This window comes from Streptomyces sp. CA-179760, assembly GCF_050937045.1.
Taxonomy (GTDB): Bacteria; Actinomycetota; Actinomycetes; order Streptomycetales; family Streptomycetaceae; genus Streptomyces.
The window spans coordinates 843,136-864,554 of the sequence record NZ_JBNJLZ010000001.1; the positions used below are offsets into that span (position 1 = coordinate 843,136).

A 21,419-nucleotide genomic window follows, 5' to 3' on the forward strand; every position below is an offset into this window, starting at 1 on the left:
CAACGCGGCCGGCCATTTGCTGCCGTCGGCGAACAGCGCCTTGTACCAGTTCAGCGTCCACGTCTCCGGGGAAAGGAGGCGAAGGCGTTGTTGCTGAAGGACGTGACCAGGATGACGATGATCGGCAGCGCCAGGAACAGCAGGATGACGGTGGCGACGGCCGTGAGAGCAATGCGTCCGGCGATGCTTTTGCGCAGTTCCATCATGTCGCGCTCCTCTTCTTACGGCTGGCGCCGAGCGAGGTCACGGCCTTGACCAGGAGCAGTCCGGCGAGGGTGAGGACCAGCAGGATGACGCCCTGGGCGGCGGCTCCGTTCCACTGGTTTTCCTTGGTGACCTGCTGGTTGATGAGGGTGGCGATCATCGTCTGGTGGGGGCCGCCCATCAGGGCCGGGGTGATGTAGTAACCCAGCGACAGGATGAAGCTGAGCAGTCCCGCACTGGCCAGGCCCGGGGCCACCAGCGGCAGGTAGATACGGCGGAAGATGGTCACCTTGCCCGCTCCCATGCTGGACGCGGCCGCCAGCAGGCGCCGGTCCACCCCGCGCATCACGCCGTAGAGCAGCAGCACGGTGTAGGGGAGCATCATCGAGGTGGTGCCGATGACCACACCCAGCTCGTTGTAGAGCAGCTGGAACGGCGCTCCGGGGATCGACATGCTGGTGAGGGTCTCGTTCACCAGGCCCTTGTCGCCGAGCATGATGATCCAGCCATAGGTGCGCACCAGGGCACTGACGAAGTGCGGCACGACCACGACCAGCATCGCCACACCCGCCCAGATGGGCTTGAGCCGGGTGATGGCCTGGGCCAGGACGAACCCGAAGACCAGGCTCAACACAGCCGTTTCGGCCGAGATCCGCAGCGTGGTGATCAGGACGGAGAGGTTCACACCGGTCAGTGCGTCGGCATACCAGTGCAGGGTGAACGAGCCGTCGACGTTCTTCAGGCTGAGCAGCAGCGTGGAGAAGATCGGGTAGACGAACAGCACCAGCAGGTAAATCACAACCGGCAGGGCGTAGAAGATCCCGACCCGCGTCCGGCGCGAAGCCAGCAGTTTGCGGGGGCGTGCGGGGGTGGTGGCGGTGAGGGCTGCCATGGCTCACCCTGCCTGTTCGTCGGTGGAGAAGAGGTTGACGTCCTCGGGGTCCGCACAGATGCCCACTCGCTCGCCGGCGACGGGGCCGCGGCCTGCGGGGACCTCCAGGCGCAGCAACGGTGCGTCCTTACCGTCGATCCGCACCCCCGCGCGCACCAGGGTGCCCACGTAGGTGGCGGTCTCGACGGTGCCGGTACAGAACCCGTCATCACTGGCACAAGCCCGCAGCCGGCCCGGCTGCACGGCAACCTTCACCTGCGCGCCGGATGCGAGGTCGTGGCGACGGGCCTTGAGCAGGCCGCCACTGTTGTCGAGGCGGACGAGCGTGTGTTCCCCGTCGTGCTGTTCGATGCGGCCGGGCAGGAAGTTCGCCGCGCCCAGGAAGTCCGCCACGAACGGCGTCCTGGGCCGCTCGAACAACTCCCGGGGGGTGTCGAACTGCTCGATCAGGCCGTTGCGCATGACCGCGATGCGGTCGGACATGACCAGCGCCTCTTCCTGATCATGCGTCACGTAGATGACGGTCAGGCCGAGTTCCTGCTGGATGGTCTTGATCTCCACCTGGAGCTGGTCACGGAGCTTCTTGTCCAGGGCGCCCAGCGGCTCGTCCATGAGGATCACCGGCGGGCGGTAGACCAGCGCACGGCACAACGCCACACGCTGCTGCTGACCACCGGACAGCTCACGCGGCTTACGCCCCGCGAAGCGGGACAGGCCCGCGATCTCCAGCGTCTCCCCCACCCGACGGCGGATCTCATCCTTGCCCACCCCACGCAGAGTGAGCGGGAAGGCGACGTTCTCCCGCACGGTCATGTGCGGGAAGAGCAGATACTGCTGGAAGACGAAGCCGAGGTTTCGCTTCTGCGGCGCCAGCCGCGTCACATCCCGGCCGCCGACGGTGATGGTGCCCGAGTCGGGTTCGCAGAACCCGGCGATCATCATCAACGTCGTGGTCTTGCCCGACCCGGACGAGCCCAGGAAGGTGACGAACTCCCCCGCCGCGATCTCCATCGACGCCTCGTCGACAGCGACCACGTCCCCGTAGGTCTTGCGCAACGCCACCACCGACAGCGCCTTTCCGGTCGCCGTGGCCGGCTTGCCACCGGCCACTTTCACCGACGGTGCCGCGATACCGAATTCAGCCACGAGCCCACTCCAACCAACGCTTGGTGACGGCCGATTCGTTCTTCAGCCACCAGTCGATGTCCGTGTCGAAACCCTTGTCGTAATGCTTCGGCGCACCCGCCAGCGCATTGCGCTCGTCCTCGCTGAGCTTGGCGTAGGCCAGCGGAGACGACGGGTTCGACGGGAACGCCTTCGCCAGGGCGGCCTGGCTCTCCGCACGCAGCGAGAAGTCCATCAGCTGGTAGGCGTTGTCCTCATTGGTGGCGCCCTTGGCGATGGCATAGCCCTGGAACTGGCGGCGCATACCATTGAGCTGCCGCTCCACCGGGACGCCCTGCTTCTGCAGATCGGCGACACGGCCGTCCCAGACGGTGGACATCGTCACTTCCTGGCGGCTGAGCAGCACACCGGGGAGCGGGCCGCTGTCCCAGTACTTCTTGATGTCACCCCGCAGCCGGGTCAGCACCTTGAAAGCCCGGTCCACATCGAGCGGGTACAGCTTGTCCATCGGCACGCCGTCGGCCAGCAGCGCGAACTCCAGCTCCGGCAGGTCACCGTCCGGGTTGCACATCGAACGGCCGCCCTTGAACACCTTGGTGTCCCAGAAGTCCGCCCACGACTCCGGCTTCTTACCCCCGAACGCATCCGTGCGGTATGCCATACAGGCGCCGTAGAAGCTGCTGCCGACGGCATGATCGGTGATCTGGCTCTCGGGGATCTTCGCACTCTTCACGCCCTTGACCCGGTCGAGGTCCAGCTTCTCCAGGGCGTCCTGCTGGACGTACTTGGTGTGCGACATCATCGAGTTGTTGATGAGGTCGCACTGCGGGCGGCCCTGCTTGATCTGCGCCAGCAGCGGCGCGTCGTCCAGGTTCAGCACCTTCACCTGGATGCCGGTCTCCTGCGTGAACGGCGTATAGATCGCCTTCTGCAGAGCCGCACCATAGGAACCACCGCTGTCACGGACGACCACCGTCTTGCCGCCCTTACCTCCACCGGCCGAGGCGCGGCTGGTGCCGGTACCGCAGCCGGAGAGGGCGGTCGCGGCGGCGACACCCGCAGTGACCCCGCCTATTCCTCGCAGGAACAGTCTGCGGTCTATTCGGGCATCTTTCATCGTGTGCCTCCTGGGTGGTGCTGGCCGTGAGAAGGGGAGCAACTGGGGATGTGGAAAGGGGAGCGGCTGGAAGGGGGGTTCTAGGGGCGGGGATCCGCCTCGTCTGATCCGGCGCCCAGACCGGGAGCCCGGAGGGTGTCGGCCCGCGCGGCCGTGTCGGGGTCCCACGGGATGGCGATGGCGGCGAGTTCTGCACCGGTGGCGACCGTGAGACCGTGCATGCCGTAGAAGATCCGTCCGTCGGCCGGGGCGTGGACGGTGTGCTCCGTGCCGTCGGTCGGGTCGACGATGCGGCCGAGGAGGTCGCCCTCGGCGACTTCGCCGATGACGTCGGCGTCGAAGGAGAACTCCGGGTACCACAGGCCGGTGGCCTCGGCGGTGGCGCCGCCGGACCAGACCCACTCGCGGATCGGTTCCGGGGCGGAGCCGTCCTGGTCGAGGACGCCGAGGTGGCGAAGTGCCTTCAGCAGGCCGTCGACACGGCGAAGGGCGGTGGCCTCGTCCCGCTGGCCGAGCTGACCCACCTCGACGAGGACCGCCGAGATGTTCCGGCGAGCGGCAGCCGCGTGGCTGTTGCCGCCCTCGGGCGTCAGCCCGAGGATGACGTCCTGGATGCCGAAGGAGCCTGCCAGTTCGGCCGTCGCCTTGTCCAGGTCCGGGTCACCGGTGAGGCGGTAGCCGACGAAGTCCCGCAGGACCTGGTCGATGCCGCCGCAGTGCAGGTCGATGTAGACGTCGGCGCCGTCGACCAGCTTCCCGAAGAGCCAGGCGGCCAGTCGCTCGGTGGGGCCCCCGGACGGGTCGCCGGGGAAGACACGGTTGAGGTTCACGCCGTCGACCGGGGAGACGTTGAGCCGGCCCCGGTACACGGCGGGAGGGTTGGCGACCGGACAGACGATCACCTGCCCGCTCACCTCGCCGGGCTCCAGCAGGTCCGCCAGGCGCACGGCGGCTTCGACGGGTGTGAACTCGCCGCCGTGCACACCGGCGGTGATGACGACCCGGGGACCCGGGCGGCTCCCGTTGACCAGGGTCACCGGGATGTCCGTGGTGAGGGTGCCGAGATCGGCCTGGACGGTGCCGCGCGCCTTGGTGCCGGGGAGGGCCTGAAGGTGGTCGACACAGAGAGTGGTGTCCTGCATGGTCATGCCTCCGTACGGCCGATGGTGGACAGGAAGTCGATGGGCTGGGGCGAGGCGCCGTCCAGCGCGAGGTCCGCCGCGATGTCGCCGAAGGCGGGTGAGAGCTTGAAGCCGTGGCCGGAGAAACCGGCGAGCAGGATGACGTTCTCGGCGCCGGGCAGCGGCCCGACCAGGGGGCGGCTGCTCTCGGTGTAGCCCTCCATGTAGACGGAGAGGCGGGTGGGGTCCGGGTGCAGGTCGGGCAGGTAGCGCCCGATCAGCTCGGTGTAGATCTCCAGCTCGTCCGGGCGCACGGTGCGGTCCAGCTGGTTGGGGTCGTCGGCGAGCCGGTGCAGCGTGCGGGACAGTCCGAGCTTGACCGAGATGCCGTCCGGGGAGGGCAGGCCGTAGCAGTGGGTGGGTGCCGTGCGGATGAACGCCGGGCGCTCCTCGCCGAACCACGCATCGGGGGTGGTGGGCACGTACCAGGCGCTGACGAGGCGGCGGACCTCCACCTCCCAGGGCAGGTCGGGCAGCAGGTCGTTGACCCAGGGACCGGGCGTGACGACGGCGGTGTCGAAGCGCTCGCTGCCGGAGTCGGTGCGGATCTCCACGCCGCCGGCGACGGGGACGATCTCGCGGACCGTGCTGTAGCGGTGGATGACGGCGCCCAGCTGCTCGGCGCGGCGGGCGGCGGTCTGGATCGTCAGCTCCGGGCGGATGAACCCGGCGCGGCGGTCGAGTACGGCCGCGTCGCCGTCCTCGATGCGGTACTGCGGGAAGCGCTTGGCGAGCGTCTCGGCGTCCAGTACCTCGTGGTCGAGGTCGTGCTCGGCGATGGACTCGAGGACGGTGGCCATCTGCTGCTGCTCGGTCGGCCCCATGAGCAGGCATCCGGTCAGGCGGCGCAGCTCGCGACCGGTCTGCTGCTGGAGCTGTTCCCAGAGGGCGTCTGCGTGCTTGAGGAGCGGAACGTAGCGGGAATCCTCGAAGTGCGCGCTGCGGAAGATCCGGGACTCGCCGCCGGCGGCACTGCGGTCGTGGCCGGGTGCGTAGCGGTCGTATCCGACGACGTCGGCGCCGCGGGACGCCAGCCGCCAGGCGGCCTGGCTGCCCATCGTTCCGACGCCGACCACCGCGACGCGCTTCCTGGCAGCTGACACAGGGCTTTCCTTTCGTATCGCCGAGGCGCATGCTGAGCCATCGACGTGAGGCTGTTCGATTCGAGAGGGTTTGGGCGGGAGCCAGGTCCCCTCGTGGACCTGCGGCTCGCAACCGCCGCGTCTCGCAGTCCGGCTCACTTCCGGGGGATCTCCCCGAGGCCGTGCCACTATGTGGAATGCTGTGCTAGAATCTGGCACAGAGAATGACAGTGGCTTCAGGGAGGAGTCAAGAGGGTGTCCAGCAGAATTTTCGAGGATTAACAGGGGGAAACCGGATGGAAATGAAGAGCGTCACCAGGTCGCTTCGGATCCTGGAGGCGGTCGCCCAGCATCAGCCCGTGACCGTCGGGGAGTTGACGAAGCTCTTCGGACTTCCGAAGTCCACCGTGCAACGCACCCTGGTCACCCTCAACGAGGCCGGCTGGCTGCGCGCCAACCGCAAGGACACCACCCGCTGGGAGATCGGCGCCCGCGTCCTGGCCGTACGCCCCGCCGCACTACAGGGCTCCAGCCTGTTCGCCGCCGCCCGCGAACCCATGATCCGGCTCCGCGACGCGCTGAACGAGACCATCCACCTGTCGGTGCCGGACGCCCTGCAGTGCATGGTCGTCGTGGACCGCGTCGACTGCGACCACGCCGTACGCACCTTCCACACGATCGGCGACACCTCACCCCTGCACGCCACGGCCGTCGGGCGCGCCGTTCTCGCCCACCTTCCGAGGCGGGACGTCGAAGACCTCATCGCGGCGGGGCTGGAGCGGTTCAGCAACACGACCCCCGTCGAGCCCGACGAGCTGCGCGCCGAGCTGGACCGGATCCGCATCGACGGCTACGCGGTCAACCGCAACCAGTTCCGGCCGGGAGTCTGCGCCGTCGCCGCCGCCGTGCTCGACGAGGACGGCACCCCGCTGGCCGCCGTGGCCGCCTCCATGCCCGAGGCGCGGTACGACGGCGAGCGGACACCGAAGTGGGGCCGGCTCGTCGCCGACACGGCCGCGGAGATCTCGCAGCGCCGCCTGGGCGCCTGAACGGCAGACGACCGCAAACCGTCGACTGAGGGCCGGCTCGCACGCTGACGCGTGCGAGCCGGCCCTCAGCCTTGTGTCACGGCAGCCACCGCCCTGCGCCCGGCCGGGGGAAGCCGGACACAGGGCGGCCGCACCACGCGGCACGGCAGGCCTGGTCAGAGCCCTGCCGCTGTCCATCGCCGCGGGGAATCGGGACCCCGGGCACGCCTCAAGCCTCCGGGCCACTGAACGACCGAACCACCATATCGTTCCACATCGTGGAACGCTATGCTAGAATCCGGCACGCATCATGACCATGAAATACCGTACTGGAGTCAAGAAATGAGAACCGGGATTCCACGGGTCTGAGGGGGCATCGAATGGAAATGAAGAGCGTCACCAGATCGCTACGCGTTCTGGAGGCAGTCGCCCGGCATCAACCCGTGACTGTCGGGGAGCTGACGCGGATTTTCGGGCTGCCGAAGTCCACCGTGCAGCGCACCCTGGTCACCCTGAACGAAGCGGGTTGGCTGCGGGCGAACCGCAAGGACACCACCCGCTGGGAGGTAGGCGCCCGCGTCCTGGCCGTACGCCCCGCCGCCCTGCAGGGCTCCAGCCTGTTCGCCGCCGCCCGCGAACCCATGATCCGGCTCCGCGACGCGCTGAACGAGACCATCCACCTGTCGGTGCCGGACGCCCTGCAAGGCATGGTCGTCGTCGACCGCGTCGACTGCGACCACGCCGTACGCACCTTCCACGCCATCGGCGACACCTCACCCCTGCACGCCACCGCCGCCGGGAACGCCGTCCTGGCCCATCTGGGGAAGTCCGAGATCGAAGAGGTCGCCGCAGGGACGCTGGAGGGTTACGGCGAGGAGACCATCACCGACCCGGGGCAACTGCGCGCCGAGCTCTGCCGTGTGCGAGAGCGTGGCTACGCCGTCAACCACAACCAGTACCTCCAGGGTGTCTGCGCGATCGCGGCACCCGTGCTCGACGGCGAGGGCACACCGCTGGCCGCCGTGGCCGTCTCCCTGCCCGACTCCCGCTTCGAGCCCGACGGGCTGCCCGAGCTGGGCCGCCTTGTCGCCGAGACGGCTACGGAGATCACCGCCCGGCACCTGGCCTGACGACGGTCCCGGCTCCTGGTCCTCACGCCGGCTGACGTCCGCGGGCCGGAGCAAAGGCGGGCGTCGCGCGTCGGCATCACTTCACGATCACGTAGATCTTGCGCACGGTCTCGACGGTCTTCCAGACACCGACGAAGCCCGGCTTCATGACAAAACTGTCGCCCGCCTTGTAGACCACCGGCTCGCCACCGTCCGGCGTGAGTTCGACGACCCCGGCGAGGAGGTGGCAGAACTCGAAGGTCTCGCCCTTGATCGAGCGCGTCTCGCCGGGCGTCGCTTCCCAGACGCCCGTATGGATCATCTCCCCACGGGCGACGTCCTGGACCCAGGTCTTGAACGCGGGGTCGCCGGAAACCAGACGTTCCGGGAGCGGGCCGGACTCGCGCGGCGCGAACGAGGGATGGGTGTCGATGGCCTTCAGGAACGACATGACTTTCCTTTTCTGGATTCGAGAAATCGGCAGCCGCGGCCCCGGTCGATCCATGAGCCTGGTCAGGAGAGGCTGCTGGAGTCGCTGGTTGCCTCGGCCGTCGCTGAGGAGACGTCGCGGGCCCTTCCCCGTGCCCGGCGGCGTGGAAACCGGGCTCTCCCGTGAGGGTGTGGACGCGGGCCGCTACGCCGCGGGCCACGTGCGTGCCGAGGATTTCGGGCACGTCACGCTTGAGCGCTGCGGCGCAGCTGGGTTCGGCCACGGCGATGGGCCGGTCGTCGCCGTTGTCCAGGTGGGCGACCGTGCGGGCCATGATGCGGCGCGCGAGCGACAGTTGGCCGATGCTCACCCAGGTCAGGCCACGGCGCAGGTCGTCCTCCGCCGTACAGGGGATGCCGGCGTCGGCGCGTACGCGGCCCGTGGCTCCGGCCACCCCGGGGCGGGAGGCGCGGGTGAGGCTGTCCACGAAGAGCAGCGTCTTCGCCGGTTCGCCGGTCCTCGCCATGCGCAGCGCCCGGTGCAGCGCGCGCCTGGAGGCGAAGGCGAGGATCCGGCGTTTCACGGAGGTGGATGCCCTCGCCCCGGGCCGCCACCAGGGCATGGCCCTGCGTAGGTGCGGCGACAGTGCGGTCATGGTGTCTCCCGGCCGTACGACGAGGTCTGGTGGCTTGGCTCAGCTCCGGTACCCGAGCATCCGAGCCTTCGCGTAACGGGACAAGGCGTGACCTGTCCGGCCGGGAGGCGACATCCGGACGTTGTGTCAGCCTCATCGGGGCCGCCCGGACGCGGGATCACGACCGTGGGTCACGCGCCGTCGGCGAAAGCGGAGCGGTGTAACTGGGATTGTTGGGGTTACTGACGTGCTGCGGAGAGCCGGCCGTCGAAGGTGATGTCGAAGGCGTTGAGTGCGGTCTTACAGCGCCCGGTCCAGCAGGCCTGATCCTTGCCGGTGGGGTCGAGGGACATGATGGCCATGTAGACGCACGTCAACGCGGCCTGCTCGGTGTGGAAGTGGCCGCGGGCCTTGACCGCCCGCCGGATCCTGGCGTTGACGGACTCGATCGCGTTGGTGGTGCAGACGATGCGGCGGATCTCGGTGCCGAAGCGGAGGAACGGGGTGAACGCCTCCCACGCGTTCTCCCGGAGGCGCACGATCGCCGGATACAAGTTCGGACTGGGGATACGCGGACTCAGATAGGTGGACGTGCGGTGCGGGCGCGAAGGGAAGAACAGGCACGCACCGCGGTCACCGGGACGTCAACAGTCGCCCCCCGAACGCCTCACAGGGGGAACGCACTGTCCCGTATCCACGGGGGCTCTCCACGACCACTTCGCGGAAAGCCCCCGCGGTGCCGCCACTGTCGGCAGCGGGTCAGCGCAGGCGGTCCTTGGCCTTGTAGTAGGCGCCGCCGAAGGGCAGGAACCAGGGGGTGCCGTTGTAGAAGGGGACGGGGACCTTGGGGAAGCCGAGGCCACGCAGCGGGTTGGCCTCCGGCTTGCCGTCCATCATCTCGGCGACTGCCCGGCCCATGTAGGTGGCCATCTGGACGCCGTGGCCGCAGTAGCCCATGGAGTAGTACAGGCCCTTGGCCCCGTCGGCCTCGCCGGCGTGCGGGAGACGGTCCCAGGAGAAGCCGACCATGCCGCCCCACACGTAGTCGACGCGGACATTCGCCAGCTGCGGGAAGATCTCGGTCATCTCCCGCTTCAGGATGTCGCCGCTCTTGACGTCGGAGGCGGGGTTGGAGGGGGCGAAGCGGGCGCGGCCGCCGAAGGCGAGGCGGTTGTCCGGGGTGAGGCGGAGGTAGTGGCCGATGTTCTTGGAGTCGACCACCAGGCGGCCCTTGGGGATCAGTTCACGAGCACGCGCCTCACCGAGCGGTTCGGTGACGATGATGAAGCTGCCGACGTTGATCAGCCGCTTGCGGAACCAGGGCAGCGCCTTGTCGGTGTAGGCGTCGGTGGCGGCCATGACCTGCTTGGCACGGATCGTGCCGTGCAGGGTCTCCACGTCGAACCCGCCGCCCGGCAGGCGGGTGAGTCCGGTGGCGGCAGTGCGTTCGTGAATCTCGGCGCCGGCGCGTTCGGCGGCCTCCGCCAGGCCGTGGACGTACTTGCCCACATGCAGGGCAGCGCTGAGCGGGTCGAGCAGGGCGCCATGGTAGTAGTCCGAGCCCAGTTCCGACTTCAGCTCACTGCGGCTCAGGAGCCGGGTCTCGTGGTCGAAGTTGTCGGCCAGGTCGCGCTGCGTGGCCCTCATCGACTCGAAGTGCTGCGGCTTGAACGCCACGCCCAGGCGGCCCGCACGGTGGAAGTCGCAGTCGATCTTCTCGGTGTGGGTGAGCTCCTCTACGACGTCGACCGCCTCGCGGAACGCGTCGTACAACTCACGGGCGCGGTCCTGCCCGTAGCGCTTGCGCGCCTCGGCAGGGCTGATGGTGATGCCCTGGGTACACATGCTGCCGTTGCGCCCCGAGGCGCCCGAACCGACCTTGTCCTTCTCGACGAGGACGACCCGAGCACCCTTGCGGGCGGCGTGATAGGCGGTGGACAGACCGGTGAGGCCGCCGCCGATCACCACCACGTCCGCCTCGTCGGGCAGCGCCTTGCCGGAACGGTCAGGCAGGGCTGGAGCGGTGTCGAGCCAGTAGGGGATCTGCTTCATGACGTGCGTCCTCTGTGTTCTGTCTCGGTGTGCTTCGGTCCCGGCCGGTCAGCAGCCGAGCAGCTTCGGCAGGCCCGACAGGTCGGGCAGCTCGTCGTAGGGCTGGTAGTCGGCGCTGCCCTTGCGGCCGTAGCGGTTGATCCACACCCGGCGCTTCAGGCCGAGGTCACGGGTCGGGATGTGGTCGTACTCCCAGCCCTGGGCGGTGTGGATGACCTGCGAGGGCTCGACACCCATGGTCCGGTAGGCGTGCTCGAAGGTCTGGCGGTCCGGCTTGTACGCGCCGGCCTGCTCGGCGGTGATGACGTAGTCGAACTCGACGCCGATGTTCTCGACGTTCCGGGCGATCAGGTTGTCGTCCGTGTTGGAGATGATGGCGATCTCGTACTTTGTCTTCAGGGCACGCAGGGCATCCGGGACCTCCGGGAAGGGGCCGAAGGTCGGGACGGCCTCGACCAGGGCGTCACCGTCGGACCTCCGGTACTCCAAACCGTGCAGGCGCATGGCGTTGCGCAGGCTGGAGTGCAGCACCTCGTGGTAGGGGCGGTACGCCTCCAGGACGGCCTGGAAGCGCATGACGCGGAAGTCGTCGAGGAACTCGTCGACATCCAGGTTGTCCAGGTCCAGCCGGTCCTCCAGCACCTTCAGGGTGGTGGGGCCGAGCTGGAAGTCGATCAGGGTCGCATACGCGTCGAAGGTGACGATCTCTCGCATGGTGTTCAACCTCGATTTCCGGTTCTTACAGGGGGAGGGTTTCTACAGGGGGTCAGACGATCCGCTCGCCCGGAGTGACGATCGCGTCCAGTGCGGTCAGGTCGGCCGCGTCGGGGATCCAGTCGGCCGCCGCGGCGTTGGCGGTGACCTGGCCGGGGTTCATGGCGCCGCAGATCACGGAGCCGACGGCGGGTAGGGCGGCAAGCCCGCCGACGGCGACCTGGAGGAGGGTCAAGCCGCGTTCGGCGCCGTACTCGGTGAGCGCCTCGACGCGGTCCAGGGCGGCGTCGGTGAGCCAGCCCTGCCGCCAGGAAAGGCGGCTGCCGGGCGGGGGTTGCTCGCCGCGCCGGTACTTGCCGCTGAGCAGGCCGTTGGCCAACGGGTAGTACGGCAGCAGACCGATGCCGTGCTCCAGGCAGGCAGGGATCAGGTCGTTCTCCACACCGCGGTCGAGCAGGTGGTAGCGGGCCTGGGTGTTGACGAACGCCTCGGACAGGTCCTCGGCCGGAAGGTTGGAGCAGCCGATGTGGCCGATTTTGCCCTCGTCGACCAGTTCCCGCAAAGCGGCGATCGTCTCGTCGAGCGGGGTGACACCGTCCGGCTCGTGGTACTGGTACAGGTCGATCCGGTCGGTGCCGAGGCGGCGCAGCGACGCCTCCAGGGCGTGGCGGATATAGGGGCGGGCGCCCCGTCGGCCGTAAAGGTCCGCCTCGGGCCCCATCTCCATGCCGAACTTCGTGGCGAGGACGACCTGGTCGCGGTGGCCCTTGAGGGCGGCGCCAAGGAGCCGCTCGCCGTCACCGCGCGCGCCTCCCGCCTCGCCGAACCCGCCGTACATGTCGGCGGTGTCGAAGAGGGTGATCCCCGCGTCCAGCGCGGCGTGCACGACAGCCTTCGTACCCTCCTCGTCCAGGCGGGAGCCGAAGTTGTTACCGCCGACGCCGACCACCGAGACCATCGGCCCGCGCTCGCCGAGCCTGCGATACCTCATGACCGGCTCCCGAATCCGATGCAGACGTTCTTCGTCTGCGTGTAGCTCGCCAGCGCCTCCAGGCCCTTCTCCCGGCCCCAGCCGCTGTGCTTGTAGCCGCCGAAGGGGAGCTCGACGCCGGTGCCGACACCGGTGGCGTTGACGTAGACCTGGCCGGCCCGGATGCCCTCGGCCAGCCGCATCGCCTTGTCGATGTCGCGCGTCCAGACATAGGAGGACAAGCCGTAGGGGCTGTCGTTGGCGATGTCCAGAGCCTCGTCCGCGTCGTCGAAGTCGATGACGGTGACGACAGGACCGAAGATCTCCTCGCGGGCGCACCGGGACTGGTTCGTCAGGCCGGTGAGGACGGTCGGCTCGACGTAATACCCGTCGGCCAGCTCCGGGTCGGACGGGGCGTTGCCGCCGACTCGTGCGACAGCGCCCTCCTGGCGTGCCAGATCGAGGTAGGTCAGTACCCGGTCGCGCTGCCGGGCGGCGACCAGCGGGCCGATGTCCGGGTCCGTCAGGCCGGGGCCGACACGCAGGGTGGCGATCTTCTCGACCAGCCGGTCCAGGAAGTCCTCGGCGCCGCGCTGGAGCAGTAGCCGCGTCCCCGCCGAGCACATCTGCCCGGCGTTGCTGAACGAGGCGCCCAGAATCGCCTTGATCGCCAAGTCGAAGTCGGCGTCGGCGAAGACGACGATCGGCGACTTGCCGCCCAGTTCCGTGACGGACGGCACCACGTTGGCGGCGGCCGCCTGGGCGACCTTGATGCCGGTCGGCACGGAGCCGGTGAAGGTGACCTGGCCGATGCCCGGGTGCCCGGCCAGGGCCGCACCCGTCTCGCCGTCGCCGGGGACGACGTTCAGCACGCCCGGCGGGAGACCGCATTCCAGGGCGATGCGGCCGATCTCCAGCGGTGTGAGCGGCGCCTCCGGCGAGGGCTTGAGCACCACTGTGCAGCCGGCCGCCAGCGCCGGGGCGGAGCCCCTCGCGGTGTTCTGGAGGGGGTAGTTGAACGGGATGATCTGGCCGGAGACACCGATCGGCTCACGGACGGTGTAGTCGATCAGACCGGGCCCGAGGGGGATGGTCGTTCCGCCGAGCTTGTCGGCTACGCCCGCGTAGAACTCGAAGTAGCGGGCCGCGGCCTCGACATCGGCCTTCGCCTGACGCAGCGGCTTGCCGACGTCCTGGCACTCCAGCCGGGCCAGCCGTTCGCCCTGGTAGCGGATGGCTTCGGCGATCCGGTACAGGATCCTGCCCCGGTCGGCGGCGCGCATCCGGGCCCAGTCGGGGGCCATGAACGCCGCCCGCGCGGCGGCCACCGCCTGGTCGACGTCCGCCGGGCCGGCCAGGGCTACCCTGGCGATTGCTGTGCCGTCGGCCGGGTCGAGGACGGTGAAGGTGCGGCCGTCGGCGGCGGGAACGTGTTTGCCGTCGACGACGAGCAGCCGCGTGTCGCTGCTCATGGCGTGATCTCCCCCTGCACTTCACCGAAGATGACGACCTCGTCGCCGGGACGGACGGTGCGGATCCGGCGTACCCAGAGCACGATGCCGTCCTGCGGGGCGCGGACCTCCTCCAGCGTGTTGCCGTAGTGGTCGACGATGTGGGCGATCAGGTCGCCTTCCTTGCAGGTCTCGCCCGGTTCGGCGTGGCCGAGGAAGAAGCCACCGGCGTCGGAGCGGGCGAAGGTGCCGGAGACGGTCGTGTACGTGTCGCGCAGCTCCACCTCACCGTCGATCATGCCGAGTTGCCGCATGACGTTGCGGATCGAGTGGACGTGCAGGGCGACGTTCTGCTCGCGGTAGGTGCCGCCGCCGGCCTCGATGGTGATGGCGGGCTTGCCGGCCGCGAGGGTGGGGTGGCGGACCGTGCCGCCCCACTTGCCGCCCTTCCAGACGAGTTCGTGACCGGCGGCGAGGGCGAGGTCCGTGGCGAGTTCCTCGTAGCCGCCCTGGAGGATGACGAGCGGGGCGATCTCGCCGAAGGTGCCGCCGGTGTGCAGGTCGACCAGGGCGTCGATGGCGGGGACGACCTGCTCGACGAAGGTGGCGGCAAGACGCAGCGAGTAGGAGCCGTCCGCGTCGCCGGGGAAGATCCGGTTGAGGTTCAGGTAGTCCAGGCCGCTGGTGCGGGCGGCCGCCTCGAACGCCGGGGTGTTCATGCAGGGAATGCCGACGAGCGTGCCGCGCAGGCCGGCCGGGTCGATCGCGGCGAGGACGCGGCGGATGGCCTCCTGCCCGTCGTACTCGTCACCGTGCACACCGGCGTCCACGCACAGGACCGGGCCGTCCTCGGTGCCGTTGACGACGATCAGCGGGATGCCGAGCTCCACGCCGTAGCTGCTGGTACCGACGGGGATGAGGCCCTGGGCGCGCTCGCCGGGGGCGACGGTCAGCGGACCGATGGAGTACATCAGGGAGTTCCTTTCGGGAGCGTGAGTCACAGGTCTCACGCGTGGGTCACAGGCGGGCGGACGCCTCGTCGAGGGTGTCCGCGAGGATGTCGGCGATACGGTCGAGGAGGTGGCGGTCGCTGATCAGCGGAGGCGCGATCTGCACCAGTGGGGCGGCACGGTTGTAGACGCGGGCGAGCAGGCCCGCCTCGCGCAGTCGGCGCGGGATCAGGTCGCCGATGAGATCCGCCCGGGCTTTGTCGCTGAAGCCGCCGCCGTCGAGGTCGCCGACGAGTTCGACGGCGTAGAAGAAGCCCGCTCCGCGGACGTCGCCGACGATCGGCAGGTCATTCAAAGAGGCCATCCGCCCGGCGAGGTGATTCTGGTGGCCGCGGACGTTCTCCAGGATCCGGTCGCGCTCCATGATGTCCAGGCTGCGCAGTGCGATGGCCGCGCTCAGCGGGTGGCCGCTGAAGGTGTAGCCGTGGTTGAGGACCTCGCCCGGCCGGTTGATCACCTCGGCGACGTGGCCCGCGACCAGCGTCGCGCCCATCGGGGCGTAACCGGCGGTGATGCCCTTGGCGACGGTGACGATGTCCGGGCGGGCGCCGTAGCGCTCACCGCCGAACCACTCCCCCAACCGCCCGAACGCGGTGATGACCTCGTCGGCGACCAGCAGGAAGCCGTACCGGTCGGCCAGTCGGCGCAGGCCCTCCCAGTAGCCGGCGGGCGGGGTGATGCAACCGCCCCGGTTCTGCACCGGTTCGGCGATGAGCATCCCGACCGAGTCCGGCCCTGCCGCGAGGACCGTGGCCTCCACGTCCGCCAGCAGGTACTCGGTGAACGCCGCCTCGTCGAGAGGCTGTTCCAGTGCCGTGCGGTTGGTGTTCGCCACGAAGTGGGTCTCCACGGCCGGCGGCCCGTAGGGCTCGGTGAGGCCGGGGTCGTCGGTGAAGGACAGCGCCCCGAGGGTCAGGCCGTGGTAGGCGCCGCGCCGGGCGATCGCCTTGGTCCGGCCCGCCTCGCCGCGCAGGGTGTGGTACCTGCGGGCGATCTTCCAGGCGGTCTCCACGGCCTCGGCGCCGCCGCCGCTGAAGAAGACGTGCTCGATGCCGTCGGGGGCCAGGGCGGCGAGGCGTTCCGCGAGGGCCAGGCCGGTGGGGTGCGCGGAATCCGACCACAGGGGGCTGTAGCAGAGTTCGCGCAGCTGCTTCTCGGCGGCCTCGGCGAACTCTTCGGCGTAGGAGTAGCCGATCTGGCAGCAGTACAGCCCGGACAGGCCGTCGATGTAGCGGTTGCCGACGGCGTCGTCCACGTACGGTCCCTCACCGTGGCGCACGACGAAGAGTTCCTTGCCCGGCTTCGCGAGCGACCCGTTGGCGGTCATGTTCAGCAGCAGGTGCCGCTGAGCGGTTCTGGTCATACGGCCTCACCTCCAGGGGTGGCGATCCCCGTCGCGGTCTCGACCGACAGCAGGGAGTCCTGCCGTCCCGAGCCGAGCCAGCGCGCCAGGGCCACCAGGGCGAGAGCGAGGATGGCGCCTGCGATGAGCAGCGCGCTGATCGCCGTCACGCTCGGATCGATGTCGAATGTCAGGGAGTTGTAGACCTGAACCGGCAGAGTGACGGTGTCGACCGAGGACAGGAACTGGGAAATGTAGAACTCGTCGAAGCTGGTGATGAAGGAGAAGATCGCTGCCGCGATCATGCCCGGCGCCGCCAGGGGGAAGGTGATCCTGCGCGCGATGGTCAGCCGGTTCGCGCCCATGCTCGCCGCGGCGTCCTCCAGCCGTTCGTCGATCCCGCGCAGCGTCGCGATCAGGATCAGCACCGCGATCGGTGAGGCCAGCACGGTGTGACCGAGGGCGATCGCGAGCGGGCTGCCCAGCATCGCGGCCGGCTCGAAGAGCAGGAACAGGCCCAGGGCCGTGACGATCTGCGGGATGAGCAGCGGTCCGAGCACGAGGGCGAAGACCGCGGAGCGCAGCGGCAGTTCGCTGCGGGTCAGCGCGGTCGCCGCGGTCACCCCGATGATCAGCGAGAACACGGTACTCAGACAGGCCACCAGCGCGCTCAGTGACAGCGCGGCAGGCCACTTGCTGCCGTCGGCGAACAGTGACTGGTACCAGTTCAGCGTCCAAGCGTCCGGAGGGAAGGAACCGAAGGCGTTGCTGCTGAAGGAGGTGACAAGGATGACGACGATCGGCAGGGCCAGGAACAGCAGGATCACGGTGGCGGTCGCGGTCAGTGCGATGCGGCCGGTGAGGGTGCTGCGCAGCTCCATCATGAGGTGCTCCTCTTCTTCCGGCTGGCGCCGAAGGAGGTCACGAGCTTGACCAGCAGCAGTCCCGCGAAGGTCATCAGCAGCAGCACGACGCCTTCGGCGGCGGCTCCGTTCCACTGGTTCTGCTTCATCACCTGCTGGTTGATGAGGGAGGCGATCATTGTCTGGTCGGGCCCGCCCATCAGGGCGGGGGTGATGTAGTAGCCCAGCGAGAGGATGAAGCTGAGCAGTCCGGCGCTGGCCAGGCCGGGGGCGACCAGGGGCAGGTAGACCCGGCGGAAGATGGTCACCCGTCCCGCGCCCATGCTGGCCGCGGCGGCGAGCAGCCGCCGGTCCACGCCCCGCATCACGCCGTACAGCAGCAGCACCGTGTACGGCAGCATCACGGAGGTGGTGCCGATGACCACGCCGATCTCGTTGTAGAGCAGTTGGAAGGGCGCCCCGGGGACCCACAGATGGGCCATGGACTCGTTCACCAGGCCCTTGTCGCCGAGCAGGATGATCCAGCCGTAGGTGCGGACCAGGGCGCTGATGAAGTGCGGGACGACGACGATCAGCATGGCCAGTCCGGCCCACAGGGGCTTCAGCCGCGAGATCGCGTTCGCCAGGACGAACCCGAAGACGAGGCTGAACAGCGCCGTCTCCGCGGAGATCCGGACCGTGGTGAACAGCACGGAGAGGTTGACGCCCGTCAGCGCGTCGACGTACCAGTGCAGGGTCAGGGAGCCGTCGGTGTTCTTCAGGCTGAGGAAGAGCGTGCTGAGGATCGGGTAGACGAACAGCACCAGCAGGTAGACGACAACCGGCAGCGCGTAGAGGATCCCGACCCGCGTTCTGCGGGAGGCGAGAAGCTTGCGGGGGCGCGCGGGGGCGCCTGCGAGGGTGGCGGCCATGGCTCACCCGTCCTGTTCGGCGGGATAGAGGTTGACGTCCTCGGGATCGACGGTGACCCCGACCCGCTCGCCGCCGACGGGGCCGCGGCCGGCCGGTACCTCCAGGCGCAGCAGCGGGGCGTCACCGCCGTCGGCCCGCACCCCGGCGCGGACGATGGTGCCCACGTACGTGGCCGTCTCCACCGTTCCCGTACAGAAACCTTCGTCCAGAGCGCCGGCCCGCAGGCGACCCGGCTGCACGGCGACCTTGACCGCGGCGCCGGTGGCCAGGTCGTGGCGGCGTGCCGTCAGCACGCTCCCGTTCTGGTCGAGGCGGACCAGGGTGTGCTCGCCGGTGTGCTGCTCGATGCGGCCGTCAAGGAAGTTGGCCGCGCCGAGGAAGTCCGCCACGAAGGGGGTCCCCGGACGCTCGAACAGCTCCCGGGGCGTGTCGAACTGCTCGATGAGGCCGTTGCGCATCACCGCGATGCGGTCCGACAGAACCAGCGCCTCCTCCTGATCGTGCGTCACATAGATGACGGTCAAGCCGAGTTCCTGCTGGATGGCCTTGATCTCGACCTGGAGCTGGTCGCGGAGCTTCTTGTCCAGCGCGCCGAGCGGCTCGTCCATCAAGATCACCGGCGGCCGGTAGACCAGCGCCCGGCACAGGGCGACGCGCTGCTGCTGTCCGCCGGACAGCTCGCGGGGGCGGCGGCCGCCGAAGCCGGACAGGCCGGCGATCTCCAGGGTCTCCCCGACCCGCCTGCGGATCTCGTTCTTCGGCACTCCGCGCAGCGTGAGCGGGAAGGCGACGTTCTCGCTGACCGTCATGTGCGGGAAGAGCAGGTACTGCTGGAAGACGAAACCGAGACCCCGCTTCTGCGGGGCGAGCCGCGTCACGTCACGGTCCCCGACGGTGATGGTGCCGGAGTCCGGCTCGCAGAACCCGGCGATCATCATCAGGGTCGTGGTCTTGCCCGACCCCGAGGCGCCGAGGAAGGTGACGAACTCCCCGGCCGCGATCTCCATGGACGCCTCGTCGACGGCGACGACGTCCCCGTAGGTCTTGCGCAGGCCCACCACCGACAGGGCTTTACCGGTCGCCGTGGCGGACGGGCCGACGGCCGGCTTCACGGACGGGGTCACCACACCGAATTCAGCCACGAGCCCACTCCAACCAACGCTTGGTGATGGCGGCTTCGTTCTTGATCCACCAGTTGATGTCCGCGTCGAAGCCCTTGTCGTAGTACTCCGGTGCACCGGCGAGCTTGGAGCGTTCCTCGTTGGTGAGCAGCGTGTAAGCCTCCGCGGAAGCCGGATTCGACGGATAGGTCTTGGCGAGGGCGGCAGCGACCTTGGGCCGCAGCGAGTAGTCCATGAGCTGGTAGGCGGCGTCGGCGTTGGCCGCGCCCTTGGCGATGCCGAAGCCCTGGAACTGGCGGCGGGCGCCGTTGAGCTGCCGCTGGACCGGGACGCCCTGCTGCTGCAGAGCGGCGAGCCGGCCGTCCCAGACTGTGGCCATCGTCACCTCCTGACGGCTGAGGAGCACGCCGGGAAGCGGGCCACTGTCCCAGAACTTCTTGATGTCGGACCGCAGCCGGGTCAACACGTTGAAGGCGCGGTCCACGTCGAGCGGGTACAGCTTGTCCATCGGGACGCCGTCGGCCAGCAGCGCGAACTCCAGCTCGGGGAGGTCGGCGTCCGGGTTGCACATCGAGCGGCTGCCCTTGAACCCCTTGGTGTCCCAGAAATCCGCCCACGACTCCGGCTTACGGCCGCCGAAGGCGTCGGTGCGGTACGCCATGCACTGGCCGTAGAAGCTGTGGGCGACGGCATGATCGGTGATCTGGTTCTCGGGGATCTTGGCGCTCTTCAGGCTCTTGATCCGCTCGGTGTCCAGTTTCTCCAGGGCGTCCTGGGCCACGAACTTGGCGTGGTCCATCATCGAGTTGTTGATGAGGTCGAACTGGGGGCGGCCCTGCTTGATCTGGGCCAGCATCTGGGTGCCCTGGAGGTTGACCACCTGGACCTTGATGCCGGTCTCTTTGGTGAACGGCGTGTAGACCGCCTTCTGGAGGGCCTCGCCGTAGGCGCCGCCGCTGTCGCGGACGATCACCGTCTTGCTGCCCCCGTTGGCGCCGGACGAGACGCGGCTCGTGCCGGTGCCGCAGGCAGCGACGGAGGGCAGGGCGGCGAGGGCGGCGAGGCCGCCTGCTCCGCGCAGGAGTGCTCTGCGACCGATCTTGGGATCACTCATGACAAATCTCCTGGAATTGGCGCGTGGGGACCAGCTGTACGGGGGTTGGAGGTGGCATCAGGGGACGGTGGTTCGTAAGGGCCCGTCAGTCGTGCGGCACCGCTATGGCGGCGAGCTCCGCTCCGGGGGCGACGGTGAGCCCGTTCATGCCGTAGAGGATCTGGCCGGTGGCGGTGGCGGTGACCTTGTGTTCGCTGCCGTCGGCCGGATCGATGATCCGGCCGATGGGCTGTCCCTCGGTCACCTCGTCGCCGGTGGCCGCGTCCGGATACCACAGGCCGGTGGCCGGGGACACGACGGAGCCGGTCCAGACCCAGTCGCGCGGCTGGACGGTCACCGGTGCGACGTGCTGGGGTACCTCGACGACGCCGAGGTGGTGCAGGAGCCGGTAGAGGCCGTCGAGCAGGGGCCGCGCCTGGGCGGGGTCCCGGTCGCCGAGCTGGCCGGTCTCGATGAGGATGGCGGGGATACCCTGCCGGGCGGCGGCGGCGTGACTGTTGCCGCCCTGGGCGTTGCGGCCGAACAGTACACGCTCGTAGCCGACGGCGTGGGCCATGCCCCGCGTCTTCGCGTCGAGCGCCTCGTCCGAGGTCAGGCGGTAGCCGACGAAGTCGAGCAGGGTCTCGTCGATGCCGCCGCTGTGCAGGTCCGCGTAGGCGTCGGCGCCGCTGATCACGTTCTCGAAGAGCCAGGCCGCCAGCCGCTCTGTGGGCCCGCCGTCCTTGTCACCGGGGAAGACGCGGTTGATGTTGACGCCGTCCAGCGGGGACTTGCCGAGGCGGCCGTCGTACACCGCTGGGGGGTTGGCCACGGGGCAGATCACCAGTTGGCCCGTTACCTCCTCCGGTTCCAGCAGGCCGCCGAGCCGGGCCGCGGCGTCGGTGCCGATGAACTCGCCACCGTGGACACCGCCGGTCACCACCACTCTCGGGCCGGGGCGGGATCCATTGACGAGGATGAGGGGGATGTCCACGGTCGTGGGGCCGAGGTCCACGGGGATGATGCCGCGGGCCTTCCGGCCGGGCTCGGCGCTCAGCGGGCCGATGGTCAGTGTCATGTCGTACCTCG

At 69.1% G+C, this 21,419-nt stretch carries 21 protein-coding genes and 1 pseudogene; 3 read left to right on the forward strand and 19 right to left on the reverse strand.

From position 1 onward, the window contains the following. Positions 1-50: 50 nt before the first annotated feature. The 6 genes from ACQEV8_RS03610 to solA all read right to left on the reverse strand — a co-directional run bounded on the left by ACQEV8_RS03610 (position 51) and on the right by solA (position 5,622). Entirely contained in the window at positions 51-206 is a 156-nt protein-coding gene (locus tag ACQEV8_RS03610; protein WP_432957254.1) for a hypothetical protein, read from the reverse strand. After that, positions 203-1,096: an ABC transporter permease gene (locus ACQEV8_RS03615; RefSeq protein ID WP_432957255.1), complete on the reverse strand. Its 894-nt coding sequence runs from the start codon at positions 1,094-1,096 to the stop codon at positions 203-205. Before ACQEV8_RS03615 ends, ACQEV8_RS03610 begins: the two co-directional genes overlap by 4 nt. A gap of 3 nt (positions 1,097-1,099) precedes the next feature. Then, on the reverse strand, positions 1,100-2,242 hold the full coding sequence (locus tag ACQEV8_RS03620; protein WP_432957257.1) for an ABC transporter ATP-binding protein: 1,143 nt from the start codon (positions 2,240-2,242) through the stop codon (positions 1,100-1,102). Beyond that, positions 2,235-3,338: an ABC transporter substrate-binding protein gene (locus ACQEV8_RS03625; protein WP_432957259.1), complete on the reverse strand. Its 1,104-nt coding sequence runs from the start codon at positions 3,336-3,338 to the stop codon at positions 2,235-2,237. The genes ACQEV8_RS03620 and ACQEV8_RS03625 overlap by 8 nt, the downstream gene beginning before the upstream one ends. A gap of 80 nt (positions 3,339-3,418) precedes the next feature. Continuing rightward, positions 3,419-4,480, reverse strand: coding sequence for a succinylglutamate desuccinylase/aspartoacylase family protein (locus ACQEV8_RS03630; RefSeq protein ID WP_432957260.1), 1,062 nt, complete (start codon positions 4,478-4,480; stop codon positions 3,419-3,421). A 2-nt stretch (positions 4,481-4,482) separates the two neighbouring features. Then, entirely contained in the window at positions 4,483-5,622 is a 1,140-nt protein-coding gene (solA, locus tag ACQEV8_RS03635) for an N-methyl-L-tryptophan oxidase (RefSeq protein ID WP_432957262.1), read from the reverse strand. Positions 5,623-5,903: 281 nt separating this feature from the next. On the opposite strand from solA, the gene ACQEV8_RS03640 reads away from it, so the two are divergent. Together ACQEV8_RS03640 and ACQEV8_RS03645 are read left to right on the forward strand one after the other, a co-directional pair. Then, positions 5,904-6,650 carry an IclR family transcriptional regulator gene (locus tag ACQEV8_RS03640; RefSeq protein WP_432972419.1) on the forward strand — a complete coding sequence of 249 codons (747 nt, stop codon included), beginning with the start codon at positions 5,904-5,906 and terminating at the stop codon, positions 6,648-6,650. A 365-nt stretch (positions 6,651-7,015) separates the two neighbouring features. Next, the gene (locus tag ACQEV8_RS03645) at positions 7,016-7,759 is read left to right on the forward strand and encodes an IclR family transcriptional regulator (RefSeq protein WP_432972422.1); all 744 of its coding nucleotides are present in this window, start codon (positions 7,016-7,018) and stop codon (positions 7,757-7,759) included. 76 nt (positions 7,760-7,835) lie between these two features. Here the strand turns inward: ACQEV8_RS03645 and ACQEV8_RS03650 are convergent, their stop codons facing one another. Next, the gene (locus ACQEV8_RS03650) at positions 7,836-8,189 is read right to left on the reverse strand and encodes a cupin domain-containing protein (protein ID WP_432957264.1); all 354 of its coding nucleotides are present in this window, start codon (positions 8,187-8,189) and stop codon (positions 7,836-7,838) included. A 452-nt stretch (positions 8,190-8,641) separates the two neighbouring features. Between ACQEV8_RS03650 and ACQEV8_RS03655 the strand changes: the two genes are divergently transcribed. Then, complete coding sequence (locus tag ACQEV8_RS03655; protein ID WP_432957266.1) at positions 8,642-8,899, forward strand: hypothetical protein; 258 nt, start codon at positions 8,642-8,644, stop codon at positions 8,897-8,899. 142 nt (positions 8,900-9,041) lie between these two features. On the opposite strand, the pseudogene ACQEV8_RS03660 reads toward ACQEV8_RS03655, so the two are convergent. The 12 genes and pseudogenes from ACQEV8_RS03660 to ACQEV8_RS03715 all read right to left on the reverse strand — a co-directional run. Beyond that, positions 9,042-9,353, reverse strand: a pseudogene (locus ACQEV8_RS03660) (transposase); the annotation flags it as partial. Positions 9,354-9,561: 208 nt separating this feature from the next. Continuing rightward, complete coding sequence (locus ACQEV8_RS03665) at positions 9,562-10,854, reverse strand: NAD(P)/FAD-dependent oxidoreductase (protein ID WP_432957268.1); 1,293 nt, start codon at positions 10,852-10,854, stop codon at positions 9,562-9,564. 48 nt (positions 10,855-10,902) lie between these two features. Next, positions 10,903-11,568: a haloacid dehalogenase type II gene (locus tag ACQEV8_RS03670; RefSeq protein ID WP_432957269.1), complete on the reverse strand. Its 666-nt coding sequence runs from the start codon at positions 11,566-11,568 to the stop codon at positions 10,903-10,905. A gap of 52 nt (positions 11,569-11,620) precedes the next feature. After that, the gene (locus tag ACQEV8_RS03675; RefSeq protein WP_432957270.1) at positions 11,621-12,559 is read right to left on the reverse strand and encodes an aldo/keto reductase; all 939 of its coding nucleotides are present in this window, start codon (positions 12,557-12,559) and stop codon (positions 11,621-11,623) included. After that, a complete protein-coding gene (locus ACQEV8_RS03680; RefSeq protein ID WP_432957271.1) occupies positions 12,556-14,010 on the reverse strand; it encodes an aldehyde dehydrogenase family protein in 1,455 nt (484 codons plus the stop codon). Before ACQEV8_RS03680 ends, ACQEV8_RS03675 begins: the two co-directional genes overlap by 4 nt. Beyond that, positions 14,007-14,960 (reverse strand): succinylglutamate desuccinylase/aspartoacylase family protein, encoded by a 954-nt coding sequence (locus ACQEV8_RS03685; RefSeq protein WP_432957273.1) that lies wholly within the window; start codon positions 14,958-14,960, stop codon positions 14,007-14,009. Before ACQEV8_RS03685 ends, ACQEV8_RS03680 begins: the two co-directional genes overlap by 4 nt. A gap of 46 nt (positions 14,961-15,006) precedes the next feature. Beyond that, positions 15,007-16,362, reverse strand: a complete 1,356-nt coding sequence (locus tag ACQEV8_RS03690) for an aminotransferase class III-fold pyridoxal phosphate-dependent enzyme (RefSeq protein WP_432957275.1) — start codon at positions 16,360-16,362, stop codon at positions 15,007-15,009. After that, positions 16,359-17,225, reverse strand: coding sequence for an ABC transporter permease (locus ACQEV8_RS03695; protein ID WP_432957277.1), 867 nt, complete (start codon positions 17,223-17,225; stop codon positions 16,359-16,361). Before ACQEV8_RS03695 ends, ACQEV8_RS03690 begins: the two co-directional genes overlap by 4 nt. Continuing rightward, complete coding sequence (locus ACQEV8_RS03700; RefSeq protein WP_432957279.1) at positions 17,222-18,115, reverse strand: ABC transporter permease; 894 nt, start codon at positions 18,113-18,115, stop codon at positions 17,222-17,224. Before ACQEV8_RS03700 ends, ACQEV8_RS03695 begins: the two co-directional genes overlap by 4 nt. A gap of 3 nt (positions 18,116-18,118) precedes the next feature. Next, on the reverse strand, positions 18,119-19,258 hold the full coding sequence (locus ACQEV8_RS03705; protein ID WP_432957281.1) for an ABC transporter ATP-binding protein: 1,140 nt from the start codon (positions 19,256-19,258) through the stop codon (positions 18,119-18,121). Then, on the reverse strand, positions 19,251-20,351 hold the full coding sequence (locus ACQEV8_RS03710) for an ABC transporter substrate-binding protein (protein WP_432957283.1): 1,101 nt from the start codon (positions 20,349-20,351) through the stop codon (positions 19,251-19,253). Before ACQEV8_RS03710 ends, ACQEV8_RS03705 begins: the two co-directional genes overlap by 8 nt. An 85-nt stretch (positions 20,352-20,436) precedes the next feature. Then, entirely contained in the window at positions 20,437-21,408 is a 972-nt protein-coding gene (locus ACQEV8_RS03715) for a succinylglutamate desuccinylase/aspartoacylase family protein (protein WP_432957284.1), read from the reverse strand. Positions 21,409-21,419: the final 11 nt, after the last annotated feature.

Excerpts from the sequence above, each read along its gene's own strand:
- ACQEV8_RS03695 (WP_432957277.1), bottom strand. The coding sequence starts at position 17,225 with ATGATGGAGCTGCGCAGCACCCTCACCGGCCGCATCGCACTGACCGCG.
- ACQEV8_RS03710 (WP_432957283.1), bottom strand. The coding sequence starts at position 20,351 with ATGAGTGATCCCAAGATCGGTCGCAGAGCACTCCTGCGCGGAGCAGGC.
- ACQEV8_RS03645 (WP_432972422.1), top strand. The coding sequence starts at position 7,016 with ATGAAGAGCGTCACCAGATCGCTACGCGTTCTGGAGGCAGTCGCCCGG.
- ACQEV8_RS03625 (WP_432957259.1), bottom strand. The coding sequence starts at position 3,338 with ATGAAAGATGCCCGAATAGACCGCAGACTGTTCCTGCGAGGAATAGGC.
- ACQEV8_RS03665 (WP_432957268.1), bottom strand. The coding sequence starts at position 10,854 with ATGAAGCAGATCCCCTACTGGCTCGACACCGCTCCAGCCCTGCCTGAC.
- ACQEV8_RS03680 (WP_432957271.1), bottom strand. The coding sequence starts at position 14,010 with ATGAGCAGCGACACGCGGCTGCTCGTCGTCGACGGCAAACACGTTCCC.
- ACQEV8_RS03610 (WP_432957254.1), bottom strand. The coding sequence starts at position 206 with ATGATGGAACTGCGCAAAAGCATCGCCGGACGCATTGCTCTCACGGCC.
- ACQEV8_RS03690 (WP_432957275.1), bottom strand. The coding sequence starts at position 16,362 with ATGACCAGAACCGCTCAGCGGCACCTGCTGCTGAACATGACCGCCAAC.
- ACQEV8_RS03675 (WP_432957270.1), bottom strand. The coding sequence starts at position 12,559 with ATGAGGTATCGCAGGCTCGGCGAGCGCGGGCCGATGGTCTCGGTGGTC.
- ACQEV8_RS03670 (WP_432957269.1), bottom strand. The coding sequence starts at position 11,568 with ATGCGAGAGATCGTCACCTTCGACGCGTATGCGACCCTGATCGACTTC.
- ACQEV8_RS03715 (WP_432957284.1), bottom strand. The coding sequence starts at position 21,408 with ATGACACTGACCATCGGCCCGCTGAGCGCCGAGCCCGGCCGGAAGGCC.
- ACQEV8_RS03615 (WP_432957255.1), bottom strand. The coding sequence starts at position 1,096 with ATGGCAGCCCTCACCGCCACCACCCCCGCACGCCCCCGCAAACTGCTG.
- ACQEV8_RS03700 (WP_432957279.1), bottom strand. The coding sequence starts at position 18,115 with ATGGCCGCCACCCTCGCAGGCGCCCCCGCGCGCCCCCGCAAGCTTCTC.
- ACQEV8_RS03650 (WP_432957264.1), bottom strand. The coding sequence starts at position 8,189 with ATGTCGTTCCTGAAGGCCATCGACACCCATCCCTCGTTCGCGCCGCGC.
- ACQEV8_RS03630 (WP_432957260.1), bottom strand. The coding sequence starts at position 4,480 with ATGCAGGACACCACTCTCTGTGTCGACCACCTTCAGGCCCTCCCCGGC.
- ACQEV8_RS03640 (WP_432972419.1), top strand. The coding sequence starts at position 5,904 with ATGAAGAGCGTCACCAGGTCGCTTCGGATCCTGGAGGCGGTCGCCCAG.
- ACQEV8_RS03685 (WP_432957273.1), bottom strand. The coding sequence starts at position 14,960 with ATGTACTCCATCGGTCCGCTGACCGTCGCCCCCGGCGAGCGCGCCCAG.